Here is a 22206-nt window from a genome sequence, read left to right as displayed (position 1 = left end):
TCCCGGCGCTGGGCCCCGGCGCCGGGCAGCCGCTGAAGGCGTTCCCGCGTCACTCCCTGGGGAGCAGCGGTCCCAGCGGCCCGAGGTCCAGGTTGAGGTCCTCGGGCCGCAGGCCGTAGCGGTCGCGCAGCTCGCCCATGCGGTCCTCCAGAAGCATCAGGGTCAGCCCGATCCGCTCCTCCTGCTCCTCGGTGAGGTCCCCCTCGTCGAAGCGCCGCAGCGCCTGCCGCTCCATGAGCTGGCGCAGCAGCTCGACAACCGTGAGCACGAGTTTGACGAGGTCGCGCTCCACGGTGTCGGGTTCGAGTTCCAGGTGCTTGCGGGCGGTCACAACGGCTCCTCAAGGGCCTCGAAGGGGGAGGGCACCTGCGCGTTCACCGAGCTGATCAACGCGTTCAGGTCGATACGGACGAGATCGACGTCGGCGATGCGCAGGGTGATGTCGCCGGTGATGACGACCCCGCCGGCCAGCAGCCGGTCGAGCAGGTCGACCAGGGCGATCTCACGGCGTTCGACGACCGTCATGCCCTCTCCCCCGCCGTCTCACCGGCTGTCTCCCCCGCGCCGCTCTCCCCGGCCGTCCCGCCACTCGTCTCCCCTGCCGTGTCCCCGGCGAAGGAGTACGCCGCCCAGGGCCCGGTGAGTTCCACACGCAGCCCCGGGGCGTCGTCCTTCGTGCGGTCCACCAGCTCCACGAACTCCTCGGAGTGCGCGCGGGGCACCAGATAGGCGGCGTTGAGCACGTTGCGGCCGGCGGCCCCGGAGAGCGTGGGGTTCTGCGGGGCGTGCAGCCGGGAGTCCTCCGCGAACGCGGACAGCCTCTCGTGCAGACGCGTCGCGAACGTCTCGGCCCGCTGCCACTGGTCCTCGTGGGCCCGTGTCTGCTGCCGCCGCTGCCGCAGGTAGTCCCGGCCGGACGCGGCCTTGGGCGCGGGCTGCCGCGCGCCGGACTCCTCCGGACCGCTCTCCAGGTACACCTTGACGCCCCACTCCACGCGCCCCGCCAGGCGGTCCAGGGCGGCGCGGAAGTGCTCCTCCCGGGACTCGATCATGGCCCGCACCCCGCTGTCGTCCCGGAAGACCGTGGCCAGCCGCAGCGGCAGCGGGGTGGTGACGACGGTGAGCGCGTCGATCACGCCCTGGTGGGCGCGGGCGGTGGCGGCGAGCCAGTCCAGGTCCTCCAGGCGGGCCCGCAGCGCCTCCTCGGAGAAGTCCCGCTCCGGGACCTCGCTGACGACCGCGACCAGGCCGTGGTGGTTCAGCAGCTTGGCCGGCGCGCCCGCCACCCCCGTCAGCTGCGCCTGAAGGGGCGCGCCGAGGGGGCGGCAGACGGCGTAGACGTACCGCAGTCCGGTCATGGTGCCTCCTTGGGGGCCGTGCGCCGGGTACGGCCCGTACGGGCCGTACGGCCGCTGCCCTGTTCCAGCTCCAGCTCCTCCAGGCGCGCCAGTCGCTCACGCAACTCGGCGTTCTCCCGAGTGAGTTCGTCGCGGCGGGCCCGGGAGGAGAGCGCCGGGTCGCTCTCCCACCAGTCGATGCCCATCTCCTTGGCCTTGTCGACCGAGGCCACGACGAGCCGGAGTTTGATCGTGAGCAGTTCGATGTCGAGCAGGTTGATCCGGATGTCGCCGGCGATGACGACACCCTTGTCGAGCACCCGTTCAAGGATGTCGGCCAGATTGGCCCCACTGCCCGCGCCGTACGGATCCGGCAGCCTGCTCGGCGTGGTCATCGACGGCTCCCGCCCTCGGCGTACTCGTCCTCGTCCGCGGGCTCGTCCTCTTCCTCTTCCTCGTACTCGCCCTCGGGTTCGTCCTCGTACTCGTCCTCGGGTTCCTCGCCCTCGGGCTCGTCCTCGTACTCCCCCTCGGGCTCCTCGTCGGCGTCGGACTCGTAGGGCTCCTCCTCGGACTCGTCCTCGTCCTCGTAGGCGGCCTCTTCCTCGTCCGGCTCCTCCTGGCCCTCCTCCTGGCCCTCCTCGGTGCCCTCGGCCTCCTCCTCCTCGGCGACCGCGTCCTCGTGGCTCTGGACGACCTCGCCGTCGCGGATCTCCCCGCGCCAGCCGTCCTCCGCCTCTCCCTTGAGGGTGATGAACCGGGCGAAGTTCTTCAGGTCGAGCCGGGCGCGGCGGCCCTGGGCCCGCCAGATGTTGCCGGTCTTCTCGAAGAGGCCGCTGGGGTAGTACTCCATGACCAGCAGCACCCGGGTGAGGTTCTCCTCCAGCTCGTGGAAGGAGACGACGCCCTTCGTGCTGCCCTTGGCGCCCTCGGACGTCCACTGGATGCGGTAGTCGGGGATCTGCTCGGTGGTCTGGGACTTCCAGCTCCGGCTGGACCAGAAGACCTTCGCCTGCCAGTCGGAGTGGGTGTCGTCGGCGCGGCTCGCGCTCTTGACGCCCTTGGCGAAGGTGGCGAAGTCCTTGAACTGGGTCCACTGGTCGTAGGCCGTGCGCTGGGAGACGCCGACGTCCACGGACTCGATGATGACGGTCGGCTTGTTGCCGCCGCCGCTCTTGCGCTTGCCCTTGCCGCCGCCCAGGTTCTTCAGCGCGCCCACCACGCTGTCCTTGGCGTGCGAGGCGCCCAGTTCCAGCGCCGAGCGCACCGGCCCCTTGCCCTCGGCGATCTTGCGGCCGCCTTCGAGGGCGAGTTTCGCGAAGCCGGGGCTGTTGCCCTCGGCGATGTCGTTGAGCTTCCCGGTGGTCTCACCGAGCTTGCGGCCGAAGCCGGCCAGCAGCCGTTCGGCCTGCGCGGCCAGGTACTCCTGCGCCTCCGCCTTCAGCCGGTCGGCGGCCTCGCTGTGGGCGAGGTCGCTCAGCGGGTTGTCCTTGGTCGCCTTGCCCGCCGCCTTGCCGGCCGCGGAGGTCGCGGACCCGAGGGTCTCGGTCATCGGTCACCGCCGCCCTTCGCCGACCGGGACCGGGCAGCGCGGGGAGCGTCACCGGCCGCGGCCGTCTTCTTCGCGGCCGTCCTGCGGGCCGTGGTGGTCTTCTTCGCCGCCGTCTTCTTGGCGGGGGCCTTCTTCGCCGTCTTCTTGGCCGGAGCACCGGACTGTGCCTTCTGGGCGGCCTGCTTCGCGGGCGCCTTCTTGGCGGGGGCCTTCTTGGCGGCCCGGCCGCCGTTCGACCGGCGGTCACCGCCGCCGCGGCCGCCCCGGCCTTCCGCGTCCCCGGAGTCCTCCTCGGAACCGGACCCCTTTCCCGACGCCTCCTCGGATTCGTCCTCGGACTCGGGTTCCTCCTCGGCCTCGCGGCCCTCCCGGTCCTCGTACTCGTCCTCCTCGCCGGCGTCCTCGCCGCCCTCGGAGTCCCGCCGGCCACCGTCGGGCACCACACCGGCCAGTTCGTCGCGGACCTGGGCGGTACGGCCGTGCAGCCGGTCGGCGAGCGCCGTCATCTGCCGCTCGACCATGGCCCCGGAGGCCGCCTTGCCCACACCGCGCAGATCCTGGCGCAGCTGGTCCCCGATCTCCTTGAACTGGGGATTGTCCTTGAGCTGCTGGCCGAGCAGGTCCGCGAGGGCGCGCGGGCTCAGGTTGAGCTTCTTGCCCGCGACCAGGCTGCCCACGGCGAAGGCGAGTTTCGCCTTCTTGGTACGTCCCAGCAGATATCCGGCCCCTACCGCGAGGCCCAGTCCCATTCGGTTCATCGTGCCGTCCCCTCACCCGTCCCCGCGCCCCCGCGCAGGCCGATCTCCATGCGGTCCAGAAGCTCGTCCTCCTGGCGGTCGAACTCCTCCTCGGTGATCTCTCCCGCCTCCAGACGCTCCTCCAGCCGTGCGAGTTCGGCCCGGACGGTGGCCGGGTCGTAGTAGATGCGCTCCGCCTCGCGCAGCACCTGTCTGATCGCCCAGGAGCTGCCGCGCGCCGGAGCGAACGGCAGCAGCAGCACCTCCGAGATCAGTCCCATGACCTCACTCCGCTCCCGCGTCGGCCCCCGCCGCGGTACCCGCCGGCTCGGCCGGGCCGGGCTCGACGAAGCTGTAGGGCGGCAACGGGCCGTTGACGCGCAGTTCCAGATGGGGCAGGTCCTCGCGGGCCTGCTCGACGGCCTCCAGGAAGGCGGCCGCCTCGTCCCGGGCGACCAGGAAGGAGGCGTTCAGCAGCCAGCCGGTGGACTCCGGGCCCTCGCTGACCGCCGCGGCCCGGGACTCCACCGCCCGGATCACCTGGCCGCCGTCCTCGGCCTCCCGGGCCTTGACGGCCGCCGCGACCAGCTCGCCGAGCCGGATCTTGTCGTCGTAACTGCCGCCGCCGGAACTCCGGTTGGCCTCCGCCTGTGCGCGGATCTCCGGGTTCTCGGCCATCACGCGGTGCAGCACGGCGTCCTCGACGTGGCTGCCCTTGATGTTGTACTCGACCTTGCCGTCCAGCGCCCGCAGCCGCTCCTTGTAGTGCTCGGCCCGCTCGGTGAGCACTCCAGTGACGGAGTCGTCGTCCGGTGCGACGCTGCCGAACCGCATGGGCAGCACACAGCCCTCCGCGCCGGCCTCGCCGAGCACGGTCTGGTGGGCGAGGAGGTCCTTGCGCTTGGGCCGCAGCCCCTCGGGGGCGTCGCTGACCACGGCCGACAGCTCGCCCGCCGTCAGCACGCGGATCACCCTGGGCGGCTCACCGACGCCGGCCAGTCCCTCCGGCAGCGCGGGGTGCGAGGCGGCCGTGATCCCGTAGACGTACGTGCTCACTCCTGCTCCTCCTTGCGGCGCGACGACGTGGCCTTACGGGTACGCGGCCGGGACTCGGACTCGCCCGAGCTCTCGGAGCGGGCCTGCTTGAAGGCGTCGGAGACGGTCTGGGCCGCGCCGGACAGCGCGCCCTTGGACTTGCCGCGCGCACCGGACTCGGTGACCTCACCGACGAGGTCGGGCAGGCCCGGGTTCTTGTGCGGACCCGATTCGAGGTCGAGCCGGTTGCACGCTTCCGCGAAGCGCAGGTACGTGTCGACGCTCGCGACGACGACTCGTACGTCGATCTTCAGGATCTCGATACCGACAAGCGAGACCCTCACGAAAGCATCAATCACCAGCCCCCTGTCGAGGACGAGTTCCAGTACGTCGTAGAGGCCGCTGCTGCCGCCTCCGCCACCGGACGTCTGTGCCGGTACAACGGTCATGCCGACCGTGCCTCCTTGTCTGGGTGATGTGTGACTGTGTGCGGGATGTGTGTCCGGGCTAGCGGCCGCCGGAGCGGGCGTCGGACCGGCCGCGTTCGTAGCGGCTGAGCCGCCGGTAACCGGTGAGCTGCCCCTCGGGGTCGAGTTCGACCACGTAGCTCGCCATCAGGCTCATCGTGTCGGGCACCCGGGCGAGTTCCAGGACCTCGATCTCCAGAGACCAGCCGTCCTCGGTCTGCTCGAACGTGGTGACGGACTCCGGGGCCAGCCCGGTCAGCTCCGTGAACTGGGCGCGTGCCTCACGCAGCACCTCCATCGGCCGGGGCCGCTGTGGTTTCTGTGGCTTGTGTGACTCCGATTCGTGTGCGTCCTGCGGCTCTTCTGTGCTGTCTTTGTTCGCCATGGCCACCTCTCCTCTCCGTGTGGCCGCAGGTTCCATGGCCAAACCTTCACGGGCACAGCTGTCCCTGACGCCGGGCGTTCTCCCCGCGTACGACACCCTCCTGACCTGCCCGGACAGGTCAGGACAATCCCGTCAGGACCGATCAGCCGCGTCGGGCGTCCAGGCGCCGCCGGGCCGGGCCCAGTGCCCGGCCACGGCCGGGCAGCCCGGCCCAGGGGCGGGTACGGGCCTGGTCGGCGGCGTCGGCGACGGTCCAGCGGCGCGGGGCGAGGCCGGGGTCGTCGAGCTGGTCCCAGGAGACCGGGGTCGCCACCGGCGCGCCGGGCCGGGCGCGGACGGCGTAGGGGGCGACCGCGGTCTGGGCGTATCCGTTGCGCTGCACGTCCAGGTAGAGGCGGTCGCCGCGGTCCTTCTTGCGGGCGGCCGTGGTGAACCGGTCCGGGTGCGCGGCGGCCAGCAGTTCGGCGGTGTCCCGGGCGAAGGCGCGCACCGCGTCGAAGTCGTGGCGGGCGTCGAGGTGCACGATCACGTGCAGCCCGCGCGAGCCGGTCGTCATCAGCGCCGCGGGCAGCCCCAGCTCGTCGAGCAGGCCGCCCAGCAGCCGGGCCGCCTCGCGCACCGGCGCGAAGTCGTCCCCGGCCGGGTCCAGGTCGAAGACCAGCCGGTCCGGCCGCTCGATGTGCCCGGTGCGCGACAGCCAGCGGTGCGGGGTCAGGCAGGCCTGGTCCGCGAGGTACACCAGGGTGGCGGTGTCGTCGCAGACGGTGTGCGTGACGGTGCCGCCCTCCTTGGCGACCTCGGCCCGGGTGATCCAGTCCGGATAGCTCTCGGGGGTGTTCTTCTGCATGAAGACCGGCCCGTCCAGGCCGTCCGGGTGGCGCTCCAGCATGAGCGGGCGGTCGCGCAGGTGCGGCAGCATGTACCGGGCGACGGACCGGTAGTACTCGGCCAGATCCGCCTTGGTGTACTGCGCGGTGTGCCCCGTGTCCCCCTTGCCCTCTTCCCCGCCGGCGGTGTCGGCGGGGAAGAGGACCTTGTCCGGCCGGCGCACCTCCACGGTGCGCCGGCCGGCCCGTACCGTGTGCGGATCGCCGCTCACGGCACCACCGCCTCTTCCACCAGCAGCCGGGCGGAGGCGGCGATCGACTCGGCGTCGATGCCCGCCGCGTGCAGCTGCTCGGCCGGCGAGGCGGACCCGGGCATCGTGCGGACGGCGAGCCGGACCAGGCGCGGCACCGGGCGCCCGTCGAGGAAGGCGTCGAGCACCGCGTCGCCGATGCCGCCCTCCTCGCGGTGGTCCTCGACGGTGAGCAGGCAGCCGGTGTCCTCGGCGGCCTGGCGCAGGGTGGCCCGGTCGACGGGCTTGACCGAGTACAGGTCGATCACGCGGACGGGGATGCCCTCGCCGTCGAGGGCGTCGGCGGCGGCCAGCGCCTCGTGCAGGGTGACGCCCGCGGCGACGATCGTCAGCCGGTCCCGGTCACCGGAGCGCAGCACCTTGCTGCCGCCGACCGGGAACTCCTCGTCGGGCCCGTAGAGCACCGGGCTCTCGCCGCGCGAGGTGCGCAGGTAGCGGATGCCGTCCAGGTCGGCGGTGGCGGCGAGCAGCTTGGCGGTCTGGTTGGCGTCGCTCGGGTACAGCACGGTCGAGCCGTGGATGGCCCGCATCATCGCCAGGTCCTCCAGGCCCATCTGGCTGGGCCCGTCCTGCCCGATGGACACGCCCGAGTGCGAGCCGTTGACGTTGATGCCGGCGCCGCTGACGGCGGCCATCCGCAGGAAGTCGTGGGCCCGGGTGAGGAACGCCGCGAACGTGGAGGCGTACGGCAGCCAGCCGCGCCGGGCGAAACCGACCGCCGTCGCGATCATCTGCTGTTCGGCGATGTAGCACTCGAAGTAGCGCTCGGGATGCTCCTTGGCGAAGAACTCCGCGCGGGTGGAGTCACCGACCTCGCCGTCCAGGGCCACGACGTCGCCGCGCGCGGTGCCGAGCGCGGCCAGGGCGTGGCCGTAGGCGTCCCGGGTGGCGACCTCCTCGCCCTTGTCCCAGCGGGGCAGCTCCACGGTCTTCGCGCCCGCGGTGTGCGGGGAGCGGACGGAGGGCGGCTCGTGCACGTGCACGCGCAGGTCGCGCGGGCCGCCGAGTTCCTCGATCGCCTCGCCGGCGTCCTTGACCGGCTTGCCGTGCAGTCCCTCGCGGTCCTCGGTGGCCTTGACGCCCTTGCCCTTGAGGGTGCGGGCGATGATGGCGGTGGGCTGGCCCTCGGTGGAGATCGCCTCGCCGTAGGCCCGGTCGACGGCGTCCACGTCGTGGCCGTCGATCTCGATGGTGTGCCAGTCGAAGGCGCGGAAGCGGCGGGCGTAGGCGTCCAGGTCGTGGCCGTGCCGGGTGGCGCCGCGCTGGCCGAGCCGGTTGACGTCCACGATCACGGTCAGGTTGTCCAGGTGCTCGAACCCGGCGTGCTCGGCGGCCTCCCAGATCGAGCCCTCCGCCATCTCGCTGTCGCCGCACAGCACCCACACCCGGTAGTCGGTGTGGTCCAGACGCTTGCCGGCCAGCGCGATGCCGACGCCGATGGGCATGCCCTGCCCGAGGGAGCCGGTGGCCGTCTCCACCCACGGCAGCCGCTGCGGCGTGGGGTGCCCCTCCAGGCGGCTGCCCAGCTTGCGGAAGGTGAGCAGTTCCTCGTCGTCGATGGCGCCGGCCGCCTTGTAGGCGGAGTACAGCAGCGGGGAGGCGTGTCCCTTGGACAGCACGAGACGGTCGTTGCCGGGGTGGTCGGGGTGGTCGAAGTCGTAGCGGAGGTGACGGGCCAGCAGGACGGCCATCAGATCGGCGGCGGACATGGACGACGTGGGATGCCCGGAGCCCGCCGCGTCGGCGGCCCGCACGCTGTCGACCCTCAACTGCTGGCCGAGTTCGACGAGTTCGTCGCTGTTCATGTGTCTCCTTCCGTAGGGATGTCGTCGCGCTTGACCGGGCCGGGGGCGGGGTGCGGACCGGTGGGGTGCGGTTCGGCGGGCTGCGGCCGGGCGGGACGCACGGCCCCGTCCCCGGCCCCGGACGGCCCGCCCGGTCCGTTCCCGCCCGGTCCGTTCCCGCCCGGTCCGTTCCCGGCCGCCTCGGGCGGCCCACCGGACCGGCGGCCTCCGGCGGGCGACGACGGGCCGGCCCGGCCGCGCCCCGCCCCCGCCTCCGTCCCCGGTCCCGGCCGCCGAGGTGCCGGCTCCGCGCCCGCCAGCTGGGCCTTCTCCGTGTTGTCGATGATGTCCGTGATCGTCTCGCCCTCCGGAACACCGGACCCACCCGTTCCCCGCCCGCCCGCCCCGGCGGCGGCGTCCGCCCCCTCCGGGCCGCCCGCCACCCGCGCCAGCTCGGGTGACGCCGTGTCCAGCGGCACCGACCAGGACCGTACGAGTCCCAACTGCACGGCCTGGCGCGGCAGTACGGCGCCCAGCAGCCAGTCCGCGGCCACCCGGACGCGGTTGCCCGGCATCGCCGCGAGGTGGTAGCCGCGGGTGACCGCGCCGGCCAGCGGCCCGGACAGCGGCACGCCCAGCGGGTCGGCGGCGGCCTGCGCGCCGCCGAGGTCGACGACGAAGCCGAGGTCCCGGTGGCGGTAGACCTGCCGCGCGCGGACGCCGAGCGAGGCGGCGACGTTGACGGCGGCGGTCCTGCCCTGCCGCCAGGCGTGCTGGGCGGTCATCGGGGTGTATTCGCCGGGGTTGTCGAGGTCGGGCACCGCCGCCGCGTCCCCGCACGCGAACACCTCGGGCCGCCCGGGCACCTGGAGGCAGGGGTCCACGACGAGCCGGCCGCGCTCCAGCGGCTGCCCGGTGGACTCCACCAGCGGGTCGGGCCGTACGCCCACGCACCACACCAGGGTGCGGGTCGGCACGAACGCGCCGTCCGTCAGCAGCACCCCCTCGTGCGTGGCCTCCCGCACGGAGGTGCCCATGCGCACGTCCACGCCCCGTGCGCGCAGCACCCGGTCGGCGGTGCGCGAGAGCCGTTCGTCCAGTTCGGGCAGGACCCGGGGTGCGACGTCCAGGAGCAGCCAGCGGGGCCGTACGCCCCCCGGCAGCGGGCGTCGGCGCGTCTGGGCGTCGGTGTACATCTTCCCGTGCGCGGCGACCTCGGTGCCGGTGTAGCCCGCGCCGACCACCACGAAGGTGCTGCGGGCGGCCCGGCTGTCGGGGTCCTCGTCGGCGCTCGCCAGCTCCAGCTGGCGGGTGACGTGGTCGCGCAGGTACAGGGCCTCGGGCAGGCCGCGGAAGCCGTGCGCGTGCTCGGCGACGCCGGGGACCGGCAGCAGCTTGTTGACGCTGCCGACCGCCAGCACCAGCCGGTCGTACTCCAGCGTGCCGCCGGCCCCCTCGGGGCCGGTGTAGCGCACGGTGCGGGCGTCCATGTCGACGTGGTCGGCCTCGCCGAGGACCAGGCGCGCGCCGGGCAGGGTGCCGGTGAGGGAGACGGTGACCCGGCGCGGTTCCAGGATTCCCGCGGCGACCTGGGGCAGCAGCGGCAGGTACAGGAAGTAGTCCGTCGGGTTCAGCAGGGTGACCTCGGCCTTGCCGCGGGACATCCGGCACAGGGTCCGGGCCGCGTGGTAGCCGGCGAAGCCGGCACCGACGATCACGATGCGGGGTCGGCCCACGGTTCGCCTCCGGCCTGTCGCGGTGCGGGTACGGAACCTTCCGCGTCCCCCTGGCCGGGGTGCCCAAACGTGCCGGCGGCCGGGCGCGGCGGGGCCCGGCGGCCGGTTTCCGCCACCGCCGCCGGGTACTCGGGCCGCGACCCCACCCGACCATGTCGCGGAGGTACTCCCCCATGCCCGAGTACGGCTACTTCCTGTCGTGCGAGCAGTACGGCCCGGCGGACCTCGTCGAGCAGGCCAGAATGGCCGAGCAGGCCGGTTTCCAGGCGCTGTGGATCTCGGACCACTACCACCCCTGGAACGACGCGCAGGGCCAGAGCGCGTTCGTGTGGTCGGTGATCGGGGCGCTGTCCGAGGCGGTGTCGCTGCCCGTCGAGACGGCCGTGACCTGTCCGACCGTACGGATGCATCCGGCCGTGGTGGCGCAGGCCGCGGCGACCAGCGCGGTGATGACCGAGGGCCGGTTCCGGCTCGGTGTCGGCTCCGGCGAGGCGCTGAACGAGCACATCCTGGGCGACCGCTGGCCGCCGGCGCACATCCGCCTGGAGATGCTGGAGGAGGCGGTGCAGGTGATGCGCCGGCTGTTCACCGGTGAGGAGGTGAACCACCACGGTGCGCACTACACGGTGGAGAACGCCCGCCTCTACACCGTCCCCGACGAACCCGTCCCGATCGACATCTCCGGCTTCGGGCCGAAGGCGACCTCGCTCGCCGCGCGCGTGGGCGACGGCTACATCACGATGATGCCGGACGAGGAGATGGTCACCCAGTACCGCAAGGGCGGCGGCGGGGCCAAGCTGGTCAGCGGCGGTACGAAGGTGTGCTTCGGTCATGACCGCGACGAGTGCGTCCGCACGGTGCACCGGCTCTGGTACACCGAGCAGCTCCCCGGCGAGATGGGCCAGGTGCTGCCCACGCCCCGCCACTTCGAGCAGCTGGAGCCGCTGGTCACCGAGGACACGATCCGGCAGAACGTGGTGTGCGGCGACGACGCGGACCAGCACGTGGCCGCGCTGAAGGAGTTCGCCGACGCGGGCTTCGACCGGGTCTACGTCAACCAGATCGGCTCCGACCAGCGCGGTTTCTTCGATTTCTACCGCACCAAAGTGCTGCCGCAGTTGCCGTAGCGACCGGCCCCGCGCGCACGCGCCGACGCCCGCCCCCGCGAAGGCAGGGGGCGGGCGCCGATGCGCGGTACCCGTCCGGCCCCGGGTCTACCGGGTCCAGCAAGCGTCGCCGGTCAGGAAGCGTCGTCGTCCCGCGAGCGCGCCGGGTGCGGCACGGCGGGCGGGTCCGTCGGCATCGGCGGTACCGGCGGCACCGACTCGTGCGCGGACTGCCAGGACCCGGCGGACGGCCGGGCCTCGGACGGCCGGGGGCCGGACGGCCGGGGGCCGGACGGCCGGCCCGCCGACGGCTTGGCCGCGCGGCGCAGCGCGTACGCCGCCGCGCCCAGCACCGCCGCGGTGATCAGCGCGGCCGCCCAGCCGGGCAGCCCGATCGCGAGGGCGAGTCCGGCGGCGAGCGCGACGGCGGCTCCCGCGTAGAGCGCGACGGCGCCCGACGCGGCGTACAGCATGGCGGTACGGCGCTGCCTGCGGGTCTGCTCGCGCAGTTCGTCGCGCACCGTCTCGCGGGCCACCTGCGCCAGTTCGTCGACCAGGTGCTTGTCCAGATGCTCCAGATGCTCCAAGCGCTCCATGGACGGCGGGTACCCGCACAGGTGTACGCATAACGCCGGGTCGCGGTACGGTCCGGGCGATCCCCCGGAACGATCTCCCGCCGGTCCGGCCCCAACTAGGCTTGTGGGCATGGAGATTCTGGGAACCAGCCTGCGCGTCTGCGTCGACGATCTGGAGACCGCGGTCCCCTTCTACGAACGGCTGGCGGGCGTCCGGGCCCTCCAGTTCGAGCGGGGCGGTGTGAAGGTGGCCGCGGTCGGCTGCTTTCTGCTGATGAGCGGGCCGGCGGCCGAGATCGAGGTGCTGCGCAAGGTGGCGGCGACCATCGCCGTGGCGGACGTCGACGAGGCCCACCGGGTGCTGACCGAGCTGGGCGCCCGCATCGTCGCGGGCCCGGTCGGGTCCCCCGCGGGCCGCAATCTGATCGCCGTGCACCCGGACGGCACGGTGTACGAGTACGTGGACCGCCGCACCTGACCGCCGCACTCTGAGCACCCGCACCGGCACCGGCACCCGCTCAGGCCGACGGCGGGCGCATCCGGAAGTCGTGGCGCTCGGGCAGCGGTTCGTCGCAGACCCGCTCCCACACCCGGCCGATCCGCTCGTCGCCCTCCCGGAGGTCGGCGACCTCGAAGCCGTCCTCGAAGACGGCCCGGGCGCGGTCGCGGTCCCCCTCCGCGAGCAGCAACTCGGCCTCCAGGAGCCGGAACCGGCCGCGTGCCCGGGTCGCCGCGGGCACCCGGTCCCACACCGCCCGCGCCTGCCGCGGCCGCCGCACCCGCAGCAGCGCCTCGATGGCCTCCCGGGCGAGCGCCGCGGTGGCGGCGGCCCACCGCTCGCCCTGGTCGCGCCGCTCGTGGCACAGGTCGTCGAACGCCTCGGCGTACCGGTCGGCGGCCCGCTCATGGTGGCCGGACTCCTGGTCGGCGACGGCCAGGCAGCGCAGCAACGGCCACAGTGACGGGGCGAGTTCGAGCGCTCGCTCCCAGCTGCGCACCGCCTGGGCCCGGTCGCCCGCGTGCCACTGGGCGACACCGAGGTGGTACTCGGTGAGCGGGGTGGCGGGCGCCGTCTCCAGCAGGTCCCGCCAGGCCGGGGCGACCAGGGACTCCCCGGGCGGCGCGACGCGGCGCGGCTCGGGGAAGGAGCCGGTGCGCAGCAGTTCCCGCCACGGCTGCTGCGCCTCACCGATCGCGGCCTCCGCGAACGGCGTGCCGGGCAGTTTCCAGCCGGTGCGCAGCACTTCGAGCGCGCCCCAGCCCGATCCGGTGGCGAGGATCTCGCCGGGTTCGGCGTCGGCGTACGGCCTCCAGGCCGCGTGGGCGGCGTCCACGGCGGCGCGCGGCAGCACGGCCTCCAGCCGCTCCTCGGTACGGCGGACGGCGGTGTCCCACTCCCCTGCCGGGGGCGGGGCCTCCAGCGGGCCGTACGACTCCAGCCAGGCCACCTCGCTCTCCGCCTCCAGCCGTATGTGCTCCAGCTGGGTGCGGGCCAGGCCCGCCTGGATCTCGCAGTAGCCGCCGGTGCCGGGCTCGGTGAGCCACCGCTGCCAGCGCCGTCCGCCGGGCCCGGCGCCCCACACGAACAGCTTGCGGCCGCGCAGCACGTCCGTGGAGGTCTGCACCAGTCCGGCGCCGTCCTGGTCGAGGGCGGCGATCCAGCGGCGCCGGTCCTCGGGCACGTCGTAGAAGTAGTCGGCGGCGTAGGTGCTGTGCAGCGGGTAGGTGCGGTCGGCGCCGTCGTACGCCGGGACGGGCACCCGGCCGAGCCGGCGCTCGTAGCCGAAGTGGTACGCCGCCTCGGCGGGGACGAGCACCCGGCGTTCCTCGGGGACGGCGATGTTGGACCACCAGTAGGCGGGCACGGCCCGCTCGTGCGGGTTGCGCACGCGGACGCCGACGTGCAGGAAGTCGGAGCCGTCCGGCAGCCACAGGTCGACCTGGAAGGGCAGGTCGCGCAGGCGCTCCCACTCCCACAGGCGCAGCATCTCGCCCCCGTCGGGGGCCGGTACGCGGGCGGCGTGCACGGGGGCGCAGGAGAGGGTGGTGTGGCCGGTGGCGCCGATGTTCCATTCGATGCCGCCGGAGAACCAGGCGCCGTTGAGGGCGAAGTTCGCGGGCTGGAACACCGGGTTGCGGTACAGGAGTTCACGTCCGGTTGTCTTGTGGACGAGGGAGGCGATCCGGCCGCCGAGACCGGGCAGCACGGTGGCGCGCAGCCGGTCGTTCTCCAGCACGAGGGCGTCGATCCCGCGTTCCTCGCGCGCTCTGCCGTAGCCGTCGCGGACCCGTGCCGGCAGCAGGCTGTGCAGCGGGGCGTAGCCGATCTGCCGGGCCATGTCGTGCGGCAGGCCCGCCGTGTCCCGTTCGTCGATGCGGTGGACCTCGTCGAGCGGCCGCAGCGCGGGCAGCGGATTGTCCGGCCCGAGCGGTGCGGCGGGGAGGGTCAGTACCTCGCGTCGGATCGTCGTCACGACGACCATGCAACCCGGTGACCGCGGAGCTGACCAGGGGCGCTGCCGGTCAGGATTGCGCAAAGGCACCCGCCGGAGCGCGCGCCGGGGACAGCGGCGGAAATCCCGTGGGCGGGAGCGCGGGGGACCGCATACAGTCGGCCTTTCGGCCCTTTCGCCGACGAGGTGCGCGCGAGCGCGGAGGAGCAGCGGGAACAGATGAGTGAAGAGCACACCTACCGGGTCATCGTCCGGGGCACCTGGGACGGGCTGACCGAGGAGGCGCGGGCCCGGCTGCTCGCCGAGGCGGCCGGCCATTCCCTGACGAGCATGCGGTTCACCCCGGAGGGTTCGCTGTCGTACGAGCCGTCGCCGCTCAAGCACTTCTCGATGCGCTACGTCGTGGTCTGCGAGGCGCGGGACGGCGAGGAGATGGCGGCGGCGATCGCGGAGGACCGCGCTGAGACCGCGTTGCGCAACCTCGGGTACGGCTTCGCGGGTCTGCGGTCGACCGTCACGGACCTCGACACGATGAAGATCAACCGGAAGTCCGCATCCCGGCGGTGAGCGCCCACCGCTCATGGTCCCGCCGGGCCCCGTCGCCACCGGGCCCGCCGCGCCCCGCGGGCTCAGCGCAGCGCGGGCGCGTCCAGCGTCAACGTGCCCGCGTCGGCGTCCAGTTCGGCCGGGACGCCGAACGGGATCGTCAGCGCGCCCGGGCAGTGCCCGAAGCCGAACTCCTCGGCGACGGGCACCCCGAGCCCGCCGAGCCGGTCGGTGAGCAGGGCCCGCACCCGGTCGGGGGCGTCGCACTCCTCCCAGGAGCCGAGCAGCACCCCGCGCACCCCGTCCAGCCATCCGGCGCGCAGCAACTGGGTGAGGTAGCGGTCCAGGCGGTACGCCTCCTCGCCCACGTCCTCCAGGCAGAGCAGGCCGCCGGCCGCCGAGGGCCGCGCGTGCGGTGTGCCCAGTTCGGCGGCGAGCAGGGCGAGGCAGCCGCCGAGCGTGACGCCCCGGGCCCGCCCGGGCACCAGGGCCCGGCCGCCGGAGCGGAGGGTGCGGACCGTCTCGGGCGCGAACAGGGTCGCCTTCAGCTGCTCCTGCGCGCGGGCGTTCTTGAGGAAGTCGATGCCCGCCGCCATCGGCCCGTGCAGGGTGACCAGGCCCAGCCGGGTGGCGAACGCCTCGTGCAGCGCGGTGATGTCGCTGAACCCGACGAACACCTTGGGTCCCGCCGCGCGCAGGGCGTCCCAGTCCAGCAGGTCCACCATCCGCTGCGCCCCGTACCCGCCCCGCGCGCACAGCACCGCGTCCACCGACGGGTCGCACCAGGCGTGCTGGAGGTCGGCGGCGCGGTGGGCGTCGGCGCCCGCCAGGTAGTCGAACACGCCGTGCCGGTCCAGCACGTGTGGTGCCACCACCGGATCGAGGTCCCAGCCGCGCAGCACGTCGAGCCCGGCCTGCAGCCGCTCCTCGGGGACGGGACCGCTGGGGGCGACGACGGCCACGCGGGCGCCGGGGGCGAGCCGCGCGGGGCGCAGCGGTTGCGTCATGTACGGAGCTCCAGGGTGGGGACGTCCACGGCGTCGAGGCCGAACACCTGAGCGTACAGCGACAGCTCCGCCTCCAGCGCCCGCACCATGGTCGCGGCCCGCCGGAAGCCGTGCCCCTCGCCCTCGAAGGCGAGGTAGGCGTGCGGCACCCTCCGCCCGTCCAGGCGGGCCAGGAACCGCTCGCACTGCGCCGGCGGGCAGATCACGTCGTCCAGGCCCTGGAGCAGCAGGAAGGGCGCGGTGATCCGGTCGGCGCGTCCGGCCGGGGAGCGCTCGGCGTACCGTTCGGGCACGTCGGCGAGCGGCCCGACCAGGGACTCCAGATAGCGCGACTCGAAGTCGTGGGTCTCCCCCGAGGCCCAGGTGGCCAGGTCGAAGATCGGGTACAGGATGGTGCCGCAGGCGTAGACGTCGGTGCCGGTCAGCGAGGCGGCGGTGGTCCAGCCGCCGGCGCTGCCGCCGCGGATCGCGAGCCGGGAGCGGTCGGCGGTGCCCTCGTCGGCCAGGGCGAGCGCGACGGCCGCGCAGTCCTCGACGTCGACGACGCCCCACTGCTCGCGCAGCCGTTCGCGGTACGCGCGGCCGTAGCCGGTCGAGCCGCCGTAGTTCACCTCGACGACACCGATGCCCCGCGAGGTGAAGTAGGAGACCTCCAGGTCGAGGACGAGCGGGGAGCGGCTGGTGGGGCCGCCGTGCGCCCACACCACGTACGGCGGCAGCTCGCCCTCGGGCGCGGCGCAGTCCGGGTTGCGGGGCGGGTACACGTGCGCGTGCACGTCGCGGCCGCCCGGGCCGGTGAAGGTGCGTGCCCGCGGTGCGGGGTGGAGGGCGGGGTCGACCGGGTCGCGGTGGGCGGCGCCGATCACCCGGGCCCGGCCCGTGCGCGTGTCCAGCTCGACGACCTCGTACCCGCTGCGCGCACCGGCCCCGACCGCGACCACGCGCTCTCCGTGCACCGCGAGGGTGGCGTCGAACTCGGTCCAGGGGCCCGCCGCGTCGACGAGTTCGCCGGTCTCCGGGTCGAGTATGCCGAGGGCGGCCGGGCCCCGGCCGTGCACGACGGCGATCAGTCCGCTCTCCAGCGGCGCGAACCAGCGCCGGCCGAGCGTCCACAGCGGCCCGGCGAACTCCTCCTCGCGCGGGCACAGCGGCCGCCCGTCGCGGTAGAGGTGCCACCAGCCCTCGCGGTCGCTCGCGTACAGCAGGGAGCCGTCGGCGGCCCACTCGGCCTGCGCGACGGACTCCGCCGGGCCGCCGGCGACAGTGCGGACCGCGCCGAACAGGCCGTCCTCGCCCACCTCGGCCACCACGAGTTCCGTGCCGTCCCACGGCATCCGCGGATGGTCCCAGGCCAGCCAGGCCGCGCGCCGCCCGTCGGGCGACAGCCGCGGCCCGGTCACGAACCGGTGCCGCTGGGCGGCCAGTTCGCGCAGGGCGTCCCGGTCCCCGGCGGCCGAGCCGTCCAGCGGTACGGCGACCGGGACGCGCCGCACGTCCGAGGGGCCCTCGCCGGTGTACTCCTCCAGAACGCACCAGACCTCGCCGCGCTCGGGCAGCAGTAGCGGCTCCGCCCAGCGCAGTCCGCCGCCCACCGCCGACACCGGCGTGAGCGGGCGCGGTTCGCCGCCGGGCTCCCAGCGGTAGAGCCGCTGGTCCGCGAAGTGCACGAACACCACGAGCGGCGTGCCGTCCTGGGCGGTCCCGGCCCAGGGCCGGCCGCCGTACTCGATGACCCTGCTGCGCACGTTCCACGGGGCGGGCAGCACCGACTGCTCCGTCCCGTCGGCGGTGCGCCGCACCAGTGTGCGCCGGCCGCCCTCCTGCGGGCGCGGCTCGGTCCACCACACCTCGTCCCCGACGAAGCCCACCCAGTCCGGGCGGCCGTCGTGGGCGGCGACGAGCGCCGCGTCGACGGGCGACGGCCAGGAACCGTACGGCAGGATGTGCACTGTCTTCCCCCACTCTCTTGGGCGGTCACTCTTCCCGGGCGGCCGCTTCCGGGGCGGCCGCCCGGCTCAGGCGGTCCGCAGGAAGCGGTCCAGGACGCGGACACCGAAGTGCAGCGCCTCGACGGGGACGCGTTCGTCGACGCCGTGGAAGAGGGTGTTGTAGTCGAAGCCCTCGGGCAGCTTCAGCGGCGAGAAGCCGTAGCCGGTGATGCCGAGCCGGGAGAACTGCTTGGCGTCGGTGCCGCCGCCCATGCAGTACGGCACCGTGCGCCCCTCGGGCGCGAACTCCTCTACGGCGGCCCGCATCGCCGCGAACACCGGTGTGTCGACCGGCGACTGGAGGGCCTCCTCGCGGTGGTGGAACTCCCAGTCCACGTCCGGGCCGGTCAGCCGGTCCAGCGTGGCGCGGAACTCCTCCTCGCCGCCGGGCACATACCGCCCGTCGACGTACGCGACGGCCTCGCCCGGGATCACGTTGACCTTGTAACCGGCTTCCAGCATGGTCGGGTTGGCGCTGTTGCGCAGGGTGTCCTCGACCAGCCTGGCGGCCGGGCCCAGCTTGCCGAGGAAGGTGTCCATGTCGCTCAGGTCGGGCTCGACGCCGTACAGCGCGGCCAGTTCGGTGAGAGCCGCGCGGACCGTCGGGGTGAGCCGCAGCGGCCACTGGTGGGCGCCGATGCGGGTGAGAGCGGCGGCGAGCCGGGTCACCGCGTTCTCCTGGTTGGCCCGGGAGCCGTGCCCGGCCCGGCCCCGCGCGGTCAGCTTGAGCCAGGCGGTGCCGCGCTCACCGGCCGCGATGGGGTAGATCTCCCGGCCGGCGCCGTCGTGGAAGGTGAACGCCCCGGACTCGCTGACGCCCTCGGTGCAGCCCTCGAACAGCGCCGCGTGCCGCTCGGCGAGGAAGGCGGAGCCGTCCTCGGCGCTGGCCTCCTCGTCGGCGGTGAACGCGATCACCACGTCCCGGCGCGGGCGCACTCCCTGCCGGGCCCAGGCGCGGACCACGGCGAGGATCATCGCGTCCATGTTCTTCATGTCGACCGCGCCCCGGCCCCACACCACGCCGTCGCGGACCTCGCCGGAGAACGGGTGCGCGCTCCAGTCCTCGGCCCGCGCCGGCACCACGTCCAGATGACCGTGCACGAGCAGTGCGGGCGCAGACGGGTCGGTGCCCTCGATCCGGGCGACCACGTTGGCCCGGCCCGGGGTGCGTTCGAGCAGGACCGGCTCCAGGCCGGCCCCGGCCAGCTGCCCGGCGGCGTACTCGGCGGCCGGGCGCTCCCGGCAGTCGCCGCCGCCCCGGTTGGTGGTGTCGATGCGGATCAGCTCGGAGGTGAACCGGACGACCTCGTCCAGTGCCCGCTCGTCAGCCATACTGCTCCTCGATGGCGGCAGAAGCGATCGTGGTGACCGCCTTGAAGGTGCGGATGCCCTCGTACATGGTGGCGCTGGTGTACACCACCTTGCGCTCCCCGGCGCGGGTCACTCCGGGCACGACGGTGGCGGCCATGGCCAGGTGCTCGGCGTCGAACTCCACGGCGACGGTGAACGGGCCGCCCTCCGCGGGGGCGTGCCGGACCGCCAGGGCGGCCGCCTCCTTGGCCGCGGCGCGGATGTCGGCGGCGGTGCGGGCCGGGGTGCGGCACACGGCCGCGTACCGCGACACATGGTCCTTGACCGCGACCTTCAGCGCCTCCGGCGCGTACCCGAGCGCGTCCTCGCAGGCCACGTCGTCGCCGGTGACCAGGACCACCGGCACCCCGAACTCGGCGACCACGTGCGCGTTGAGCAGCCCCTCGCTGGCCCGTACGTCGTTCACCCACACCCCGGTGATGGAGTTGGCGAGGTAGGTGTGGGCGAGGACGCCCTCCATGCCGGCGCCCGCGTGGTAGCCGACGAAGGCGATGCCGTCCACGTCACCGTGCTGGACGCCCTCCACCATGGACAGCGCCTTGTGCCGGCCGGTGAGCATCTCGGCGCGCTCGTCCAGCTCTTCGAGGAGCAGGTTGCGCATGGTCGAGTGAGCCTCGTTGATGAGCACCTCGTCCGCGCCGCCGTCGAAGAAGCCGAGCACGGCGGCGTTCACGTCCGAGGTGAACATCGACCGGCACCGCTCCCACTGCGCCGCTCCCGGCAGCACGTCCGCCGGCCAGGTCACGCCGGTGGCGCCTTCCATGTCGGCGCTGATGAGGATCTTCATGGGGCCTCACGTTACGCGCCGGCGTGAGAACTGCCTACAAGCCGGCGCACGGCGAAATGCAGGTCGCGCGCGGTGTGCTCCGCCCCCCGCATTACCGGCCCGGCCGCGCGACGCTGCGTCAACACCGCTGTGCTGTGGGTGAGTTGCGTGAAAAAAATGGGGGTCGTGGTGAGATTTTGCGTGGTGGGGATTTGAATTCATCACGAAGTCGTCACTAGGTTTGGCGTCGAACTTCCGAGCGGGTGTTCACTCACAAGAAGGAGTTCGCTTCCGTGGCTTCCCACCGCCGTCCCAAAAAGCCCAGTCGCGCACGTGCCACCGTGCTGACCACGGCGGCCGCGGCCGCCGTCGCCATCAGCGCGCAGGCCGCCGACGCGGCTCCCAGCGCGAAGCCGAGCAAGGACGAGGTCAAGTCCAAGGTCGACAAGCTCTACGAAGAGGCGGAGCAGGCCACCGAGAAGTACAACGGGGCCAAGGAGAAGCAGGAGCAGCTCCAGAAGGAGATCTCCACCATCCAGGACAACGTCGCCCGCGGTCAGCAGGAGCTGAACAAGCTGCGCGACGGCATCGGCTCGATGGCGGCGGGCCAGTACCGCTCGGGCGGTATCGACCCCTCGATCCAGCTGTTCCTCTCCTCGGACCCGGACGACTACCTGGACAGGGCGTCCACCCTGAATCAGGTGAGCGGCCAGCAGGCCGACGCGCTGAAGACGATCCAGGACAAGCAGCGTCAGCTCGCCCAGCAGCGCGCCGAGGCCACCGCGAAGCTCAAGGACCTGGCCGCCACCCGCACGGAACTCGGCGCCAAGAAGAAGGAAGTCCAGGGCAAGCTCGCCGAGGCTCGGCACCTGCTCGACTCCCTCACCGCGAAGGAGAAGGCGGACCTGGAGACCGCCGAGCAGGGCCGCGCCACCCGTGGCACCGACCGCGCCGCGATCGGCAGGATCACTCCCGGCACCGGCCGGGCCGGCGCCGCCTTCGCCGCCGCCCAGAGCAAGATCGGCAGCCCCTACGTCTACACCCACACCGGCCCGTCCTCGTTCGACTGCTCGGGCCTGACCTCCTGGGCGTACGCGCAGGCCGGCGTCACCATCCCGCGCACCTCCGAGGCGCAGGCCACCATCGGGCAGCGGATCTACTCGCAGAGCCAGCTCCAGGTCGGCGACCTGGTCTTCTTCTACGGCGACCTGCACCACGTCGGTCTGTACGCGGGCAACGGCACGGTGCTGCACGCCCCGCACTCCGGTGCCTTCGTGCGCTACGAGGCGATGGGCGACATGCCCTTCCAGTTCGGCGTCCGCGTCTGACGCGACCCGCGGGGCGGGGCGTTCAGGCGGCCTGCTGGGAGGCAGCCGCGTCGGGGCGCAGATCGGCCGGAGTGAGCGGGTGCGCGGGCGGGTCGGGCAGCGCGTTATGGCGGGTGGTGCGCAGGTCGGGACCGACGTGCAGCAGTTCGCCCGCCTCCATCAGGCGCCAGTCGGGGTGGTCGTCCATGCGTTCGCTGGCCACGACCACCGCGGGGTGCTCGGCCAGGTTCGCCGAGTGGACGCGCATGCGCCCGTCGGTGCCGCTGTGGTCGAGGTGCCGGGTGCCGTGCAGACCGCCCGCCCGGCGTTCGAGGACGTACAGCTCATGGGTGGCGGGGTAACGCAGCGCCCACAGCTCGTCGGGGGTGACGAGGACCAGATTGAGGGCGTAGACGGGCAGGTGGGCCGCGATCCAGCGGGCGGCGTGCCCGATGCCCTGCGTGACGTCGCCGCCGTGGTCGCGGCTCTCGCGGGTGATGAGGGCGAAGAACCGCTCGGAGTCGGTGTCGCCCCGCACCAGTGACCGGTCCGCGCCCAGGTGCTCGTCGAGCAGGTCGAGGCCCTCGATGACGCCGTTGTGCGCGAACAGCCGGCCCTGCTGCTCGAACGGGTGGGTGTTGCGGGCGTCCAGGCCACCGGTCGAGGCGTAGCGCACATGGGCGAGGAAGGTGGCCGACTCCACCCGGCGGGCGTCCTCGGCGAAGGCGCGGTCCCGGTAGGCGGCGATCGGCGCCTTGTCGACCCTGGGAGTGCCGTCCGGGGCGAAGTAGCCGAGCCCGGTGCCGTCGGGGTCGTGGTGGCTCTGCCGGCTGAGGCTGTCGGGGGCGTCCAGCAGCCAGAAGGTGGCGTGCGTGCGCGCGGGGGCGCTGCTGAGGCCGAACAGGCGGCACATCGG

24 protein-coding genes are annotated in these 22206 nt (G+C 73.5%); 4 read left to right on the top strand and 20 right to left on the bottom strand.

Annotated features, from left to right (window positions below; translation table 11 throughout):
- Positions 1–49: 49 nt before the first annotated feature.
- The 13 genes from ABZ858_RS24955 to ABZ858_RS24895 all read right to left on the bottom strand — a co-directional run bounded on the left by ABZ858_RS24955 (position 50) and on the right by ABZ858_RS24895 (position 10171).
- Positions 50–331 carry a gas vesicle protein K gene (locus tag ABZ858_RS24955; protein WP_361382639.1) on the bottom strand — a complete coding sequence of 94 codons (282 nt, stop codon included), beginning with the start codon at positions 329–331 and terminating at the stop codon, positions 50–52.
- Positions 328–525 carry a gas vesicle protein gene (locus tag ABZ858_RS24950; RefSeq protein ID WP_361382636.1) on the bottom strand — a complete coding sequence of 66 codons (198 nt, stop codon included), beginning with the start codon at positions 523–525 and terminating at the stop codon, positions 328–330. The genes ABZ858_RS24955 and ABZ858_RS24950 overlap by 4 nt, the downstream gene beginning before the upstream one ends.
- Positions 522–1358, bottom strand: coding sequence for a GvpL/GvpF family gas vesicle protein (locus ABZ858_RS24945; protein ID WP_361382633.1), 837 nt, complete (start codon positions 1356–1358; stop codon positions 522–524). Before ABZ858_RS24945 ends, ABZ858_RS24950 begins: the two co-directional genes overlap by 4 nt.
- Complete coding sequence (locus ABZ858_RS24940) at positions 1355–1732, bottom strand: gas vesicle protein (RefSeq protein WP_361382631.1); 378 nt, start codon at positions 1730–1732, stop codon at positions 1355–1357. The genes ABZ858_RS24945 and ABZ858_RS24940 overlap by 4 nt, the downstream gene beginning before the upstream one ends.
- Positions 1729–2889, bottom strand: a complete 1161-nt coding sequence (locus ABZ858_RS24935; RefSeq protein ID WP_361382628.1) for an SRPBCC family protein — start codon at positions 2887–2889, stop codon at positions 1729–1731. Before ABZ858_RS24935 ends, ABZ858_RS24940 begins: the two co-directional genes overlap by 4 nt.
- Positions 2886–3647, bottom strand: a complete 762-nt coding sequence (locus tag ABZ858_RS24930; protein WP_361382625.1) for a DNA primase — start codon at positions 3645–3647, stop codon at positions 2886–2888. Before ABZ858_RS24930 ends, ABZ858_RS24935 begins: the two co-directional genes overlap by 4 nt.
- Complete coding sequence (locus tag ABZ858_RS24925) at positions 3644–3907, bottom strand: gas vesicle protein GvpG (RefSeq protein WP_361382622.1); 264 nt, start codon at positions 3905–3907, stop codon at positions 3644–3646. The genes ABZ858_RS24930 and ABZ858_RS24925 overlap by 4 nt, the downstream gene beginning before the upstream one ends.
- Positions 3908–3911: 4 nt before the next feature.
- Positions 3912–4682, bottom strand: a complete 771-nt coding sequence (locus ABZ858_RS24920) for a GvpL/GvpF family gas vesicle protein (protein ID WP_361382619.1) — start codon at positions 4680–4682, stop codon at positions 3912–3914.
- Entirely contained in the window at positions 4679–5110 is a 432-nt protein-coding gene (locus tag ABZ858_RS24915; RefSeq protein ID WP_361382616.1) for a gas vesicle structural protein GvpA, read from the bottom strand. The genes ABZ858_RS24920 and ABZ858_RS24915 overlap by 4 nt, the downstream gene beginning before the upstream one ends.
- Before the next feature lie 58 nt (positions 5111–5168).
- Positions 5169–5513 carry a gas vesicle protein gene (locus ABZ858_RS24910; RefSeq protein WP_361382613.1) on the bottom strand — a complete coding sequence of 115 codons (345 nt, stop codon included), beginning with the start codon at positions 5511–5513 and terminating at the stop codon, positions 5169–5171.
- 142 nt (positions 5514–5655) lie between these two features.
- A complete protein-coding gene (ligD, locus tag ABZ858_RS24905; protein WP_361382610.1) occupies positions 5656–6612 on the bottom strand; it encodes a non-homologous end-joining DNA ligase in 957 nt (318 codons plus the stop codon).
- Positions 6609–8456, bottom strand: a complete 1848-nt coding sequence (locus tag ABZ858_RS24900) for a transketolase (RefSeq protein WP_361382607.1) — start codon at positions 8454–8456, stop codon at positions 6609–6611. The genes ligD and ABZ858_RS24900 overlap by 4 nt, the downstream gene beginning before the upstream one ends.
- Positions 8453–10171: an NAD(P)/FAD-dependent oxidoreductase gene (locus ABZ858_RS24895; RefSeq protein ID WP_361382604.1), complete on the bottom strand. Its 1719-nt coding sequence runs from the start codon at positions 10169–10171 to the stop codon at positions 8453–8455. The genes ABZ858_RS24900 and ABZ858_RS24895 overlap by 4 nt, the downstream gene beginning before the upstream one ends.
- 173 nt (positions 10172–10344) lie before the next feature.
- On the opposite strand from ABZ858_RS24895, the gene ABZ858_RS24890 reads away from it, so the two are divergent.
- Entirely contained in the window at positions 10345–11298 is a 954-nt protein-coding gene (locus ABZ858_RS24890; RefSeq protein ID WP_361382601.1) for an LLM class F420-dependent oxidoreductase, read from the top strand.
- 113 nt (positions 11299–11411) lie between these two features.
- On the opposite strand, the gene ABZ858_RS24885 is transcribed toward ABZ858_RS24890, so the two are convergent.
- On the bottom strand, positions 11412–11873 hold the full coding sequence (locus ABZ858_RS24885) for a phage holin family protein (RefSeq protein WP_361382598.1): 462 nt from the start codon (positions 11871–11873) through the stop codon (positions 11412–11414).
- A 109-nt stretch (positions 11874–11982) separates the two neighbouring features.
- Between ABZ858_RS24885 and ABZ858_RS24880 the strand changes: the two genes are divergently transcribed.
- Complete coding sequence (locus tag ABZ858_RS24880; protein WP_361382595.1) at positions 11983–12330, top strand: VOC family protein; 348 nt, start codon at positions 11983–11985, stop codon at positions 12328–12330.
- A gap of 40 nt (positions 12331–12370) precedes the next feature.
- On the opposite strand, the gene ABZ858_RS24875 is transcribed toward ABZ858_RS24880, so the two are convergent.
- Complete coding sequence (locus ABZ858_RS24875) at positions 12371–14335, bottom strand: DUF5107 domain-containing protein (RefSeq protein ID WP_361382592.1); 1965 nt, start codon at positions 14333–14335, stop codon at positions 12371–12373.
- A 189-nt stretch (positions 14336–14524) separates the two neighbouring features.
- On the opposite strand from ABZ858_RS24875, the gene ABZ858_RS24870 reads away from it, so the two are divergent.
- A complete protein-coding gene (locus ABZ858_RS24870) occupies positions 14525–14872 on the top strand; it encodes a DUF6204 family protein (RefSeq protein WP_361382589.1) in 348 nt (115 codons plus the stop codon).
- 62 nt (positions 14873–14934) lie between these two features.
- Here ABZ858_RS24870 and ABZ858_RS24865 read toward each other — a convergent pair whose 3' ends face one another.
- The 4 genes from ABZ858_RS24865 to ABZ858_RS24850 all read right to left on the bottom strand — a co-directional run bounded on the left by ABZ858_RS24865 (position 14935) and on the right by ABZ858_RS24850 (position 20004).
- Complete coding sequence (locus ABZ858_RS24865; protein ID WP_361382586.1) at positions 14935–15858, bottom strand: LD-carboxypeptidase; 924 nt, start codon at positions 15856–15858, stop codon at positions 14935–14937.
- Positions 15855–17807 (bottom strand): prolyl oligopeptidase family serine peptidase, encoded by a 1953-nt coding sequence (locus tag ABZ858_RS24860; protein ID WP_361382583.1) that lies wholly within the window; start codon positions 17805–17807, stop codon positions 15855–15857. The genes ABZ858_RS24865 and ABZ858_RS24860 overlap by 4 nt, the downstream gene beginning before the upstream one ends.
- 66 nt (positions 17808–17873) lie before the next feature.
- On the bottom strand, positions 17874–19178 hold the full coding sequence (locus ABZ858_RS24855; RefSeq protein ID WP_361382580.1) for a M20/M25/M40 family metallo-hydrolase: 1305 nt from the start codon (positions 19176–19178) through the stop codon (positions 17874–17876).
- Entirely contained in the window at positions 19171–20004 is an 834-nt protein-coding gene (locus tag ABZ858_RS24850; protein ID WP_361382577.1) for a M55 family metallopeptidase, read from the bottom strand. The genes ABZ858_RS24855 and ABZ858_RS24850 overlap by 8 nt, the downstream gene beginning before the upstream one ends.
- A gap of 272 nt (positions 20005–20276) precedes the next feature.
- On the opposite strand from ABZ858_RS24850, the gene ABZ858_RS24845 reads away from it, so the two are divergent.
- Positions 20277–21311, top strand: a complete 1035-nt coding sequence (locus ABZ858_RS24845; protein ID WP_361382574.1) for an NlpC/P60 family protein — start codon at positions 20277–20279, stop codon at positions 21309–21311.
- 22 nt (positions 21312–21333) lie between these two features.
- Here the strand turns inward: ABZ858_RS24845 and ABZ858_RS24840 are convergent, their stop codons facing one another.
- Positions 21334–22203: a class II glutamine amidotransferase gene (locus tag ABZ858_RS24840; protein WP_361382571.1), complete on the bottom strand. Its 870-nt coding sequence runs from the start codon at positions 22201–22203 to the stop codon at positions 21334–21336.
- Between the last annotated feature and the right edge of the window lie 3 nt (positions 22204–22206).

This window comes from Streptomyces sp. NPDC047017 (genome assembly GCF_040644175.1).
Classification (GTDB): domain Bacteria; phylum Actinomycetota; class Actinomycetes; order Streptomycetales; family Streptomycetaceae; genus Streptomyces.
The sequence above is the reverse complement of the archived record's forward strand: the minus strand, read 5'-3'. Positions and strand labels throughout refer to the sequence as shown.

What these genes read in the sequence shown, in the direction of transcription:
- ABZ858_RS24950 (WP_361382636.1), bottom strand. Translation starts at nt 525, where the DNA reads ATGACGGTCGTCGAACGCCGTGAGATCGCCCTGGTCGACCTGCTCGAC.
- ABZ858_RS24945 (WP_361382633.1), bottom strand. Translation starts at nt 1,358, where the DNA reads ATGACCGGACTGCGGTACGTCTACGCCGTCTGCCGCCCCCTCGGCGCG.
- ABZ858_RS24940 (WP_361382631.1), bottom strand. Translation starts at nt 1,732, where the DNA reads ATGACCACGCCGAGCAGGCTGCCGGATCCGTACGGCGCGGGCAGTGGG.
- ABZ858_RS24935 (WP_361382628.1), bottom strand. Translation starts at nt 2,889, where the DNA reads ATGACCGAGACCCTCGGGTCCGCGACCTCCGCGGCCGGCAAGGCGGCG.
- ABZ858_RS24930 (WP_361382625.1), bottom strand. Translation starts at nt 3,647, where the DNA reads ATGAACCGAATGGGACTGGGCCTCGCGGTAGGGGCCGGATATCTGCTG.
- ABZ858_RS24925 (WP_361382622.1), bottom strand. Translation starts at nt 3,907, where the DNA reads ATGGGACTGATCTCGGAGGTGCTGCTGCTGCCGTTCGCTCCGGCGCGC.
- ABZ858_RS24915 (WP_361382616.1), bottom strand. Translation starts at nt 5,110, where the DNA reads ATGACCGTTGTACCGGCACAGACGTCCGGTGGCGGAGGCGGCAGCAGC.
- ABZ858_RS24910 (WP_361382613.1), bottom strand. Translation starts at nt 5,513, where the DNA reads ATGGCGAACAAAGACAGCACAGAAGAGCCGCAGGACGCACACGAATCG.
- ABZ858_RS24900 (WP_361382607.1), bottom strand. Translation starts at nt 8,456, where the DNA reads ATGAACAGCGACGAACTCGTCGAACTCGGCCAGCAGTTGAGGGTCGAC.
- ABZ858_RS24890 (WP_361382601.1), top strand. Translation starts at nt 10,345, where the DNA reads ATGCCCGAGTACGGCTACTTCCTGTCGTGCGAGCAGTACGGCCCGGCG.
- ABZ858_RS24885 (WP_361382598.1), bottom strand. Translation starts at nt 11,873, where the DNA reads ATGGAGCGCTTGGAGCATCTGGAGCATCTGGACAAGCACCTGGTCGAC.
- ABZ858_RS24880 (WP_361382595.1), top strand. Translation starts at nt 11,983, where the DNA reads ATGGAGATTCTGGGAACCAGCCTGCGCGTCTGCGTCGACGATCTGGAG.
- ABZ858_RS24875 (WP_361382592.1), bottom strand. Translation starts at nt 14,335, where the DNA reads ATGGTCGTCGTGACGACGATCCGACGCGAGGTACTGACCCTCCCCGCC.
- ABZ858_RS24870 (WP_361382589.1), top strand. Translation starts at nt 14,525, where the DNA reads ATGAGTGAAGAGCACACCTACCGGGTCATCGTCCGGGGCACCTGGGAC.
- ABZ858_RS24865 (WP_361382586.1), bottom strand. Translation starts at nt 15,858, where the DNA reads ATGACGCAACCGCTGCGCCCCGCGCGGCTCGCCCCCGGCGCCCGCGTG.
- ABZ858_RS24855 (WP_361382580.1), bottom strand. Translation starts at nt 19,178, where the DNA reads ATGGCTGACGAGCGGGCACTGGACGAGGTCGTCCGGTTCACCTCCGAG.
- ABZ858_RS24850 (WP_361382577.1), bottom strand. Translation starts at nt 20,004, where the DNA reads ATGAAGATCCTCATCAGCGCCGACATGGAAGGCGCCACCGGCGTGACC.
- ABZ858_RS24840 (WP_361382571.1), bottom strand. Translation starts at nt 22,203, where the DNA reads ATGTGCCGCCTGTTCGGCCTCAGCAGCGCCCCCGCGCGCACGCACGCC.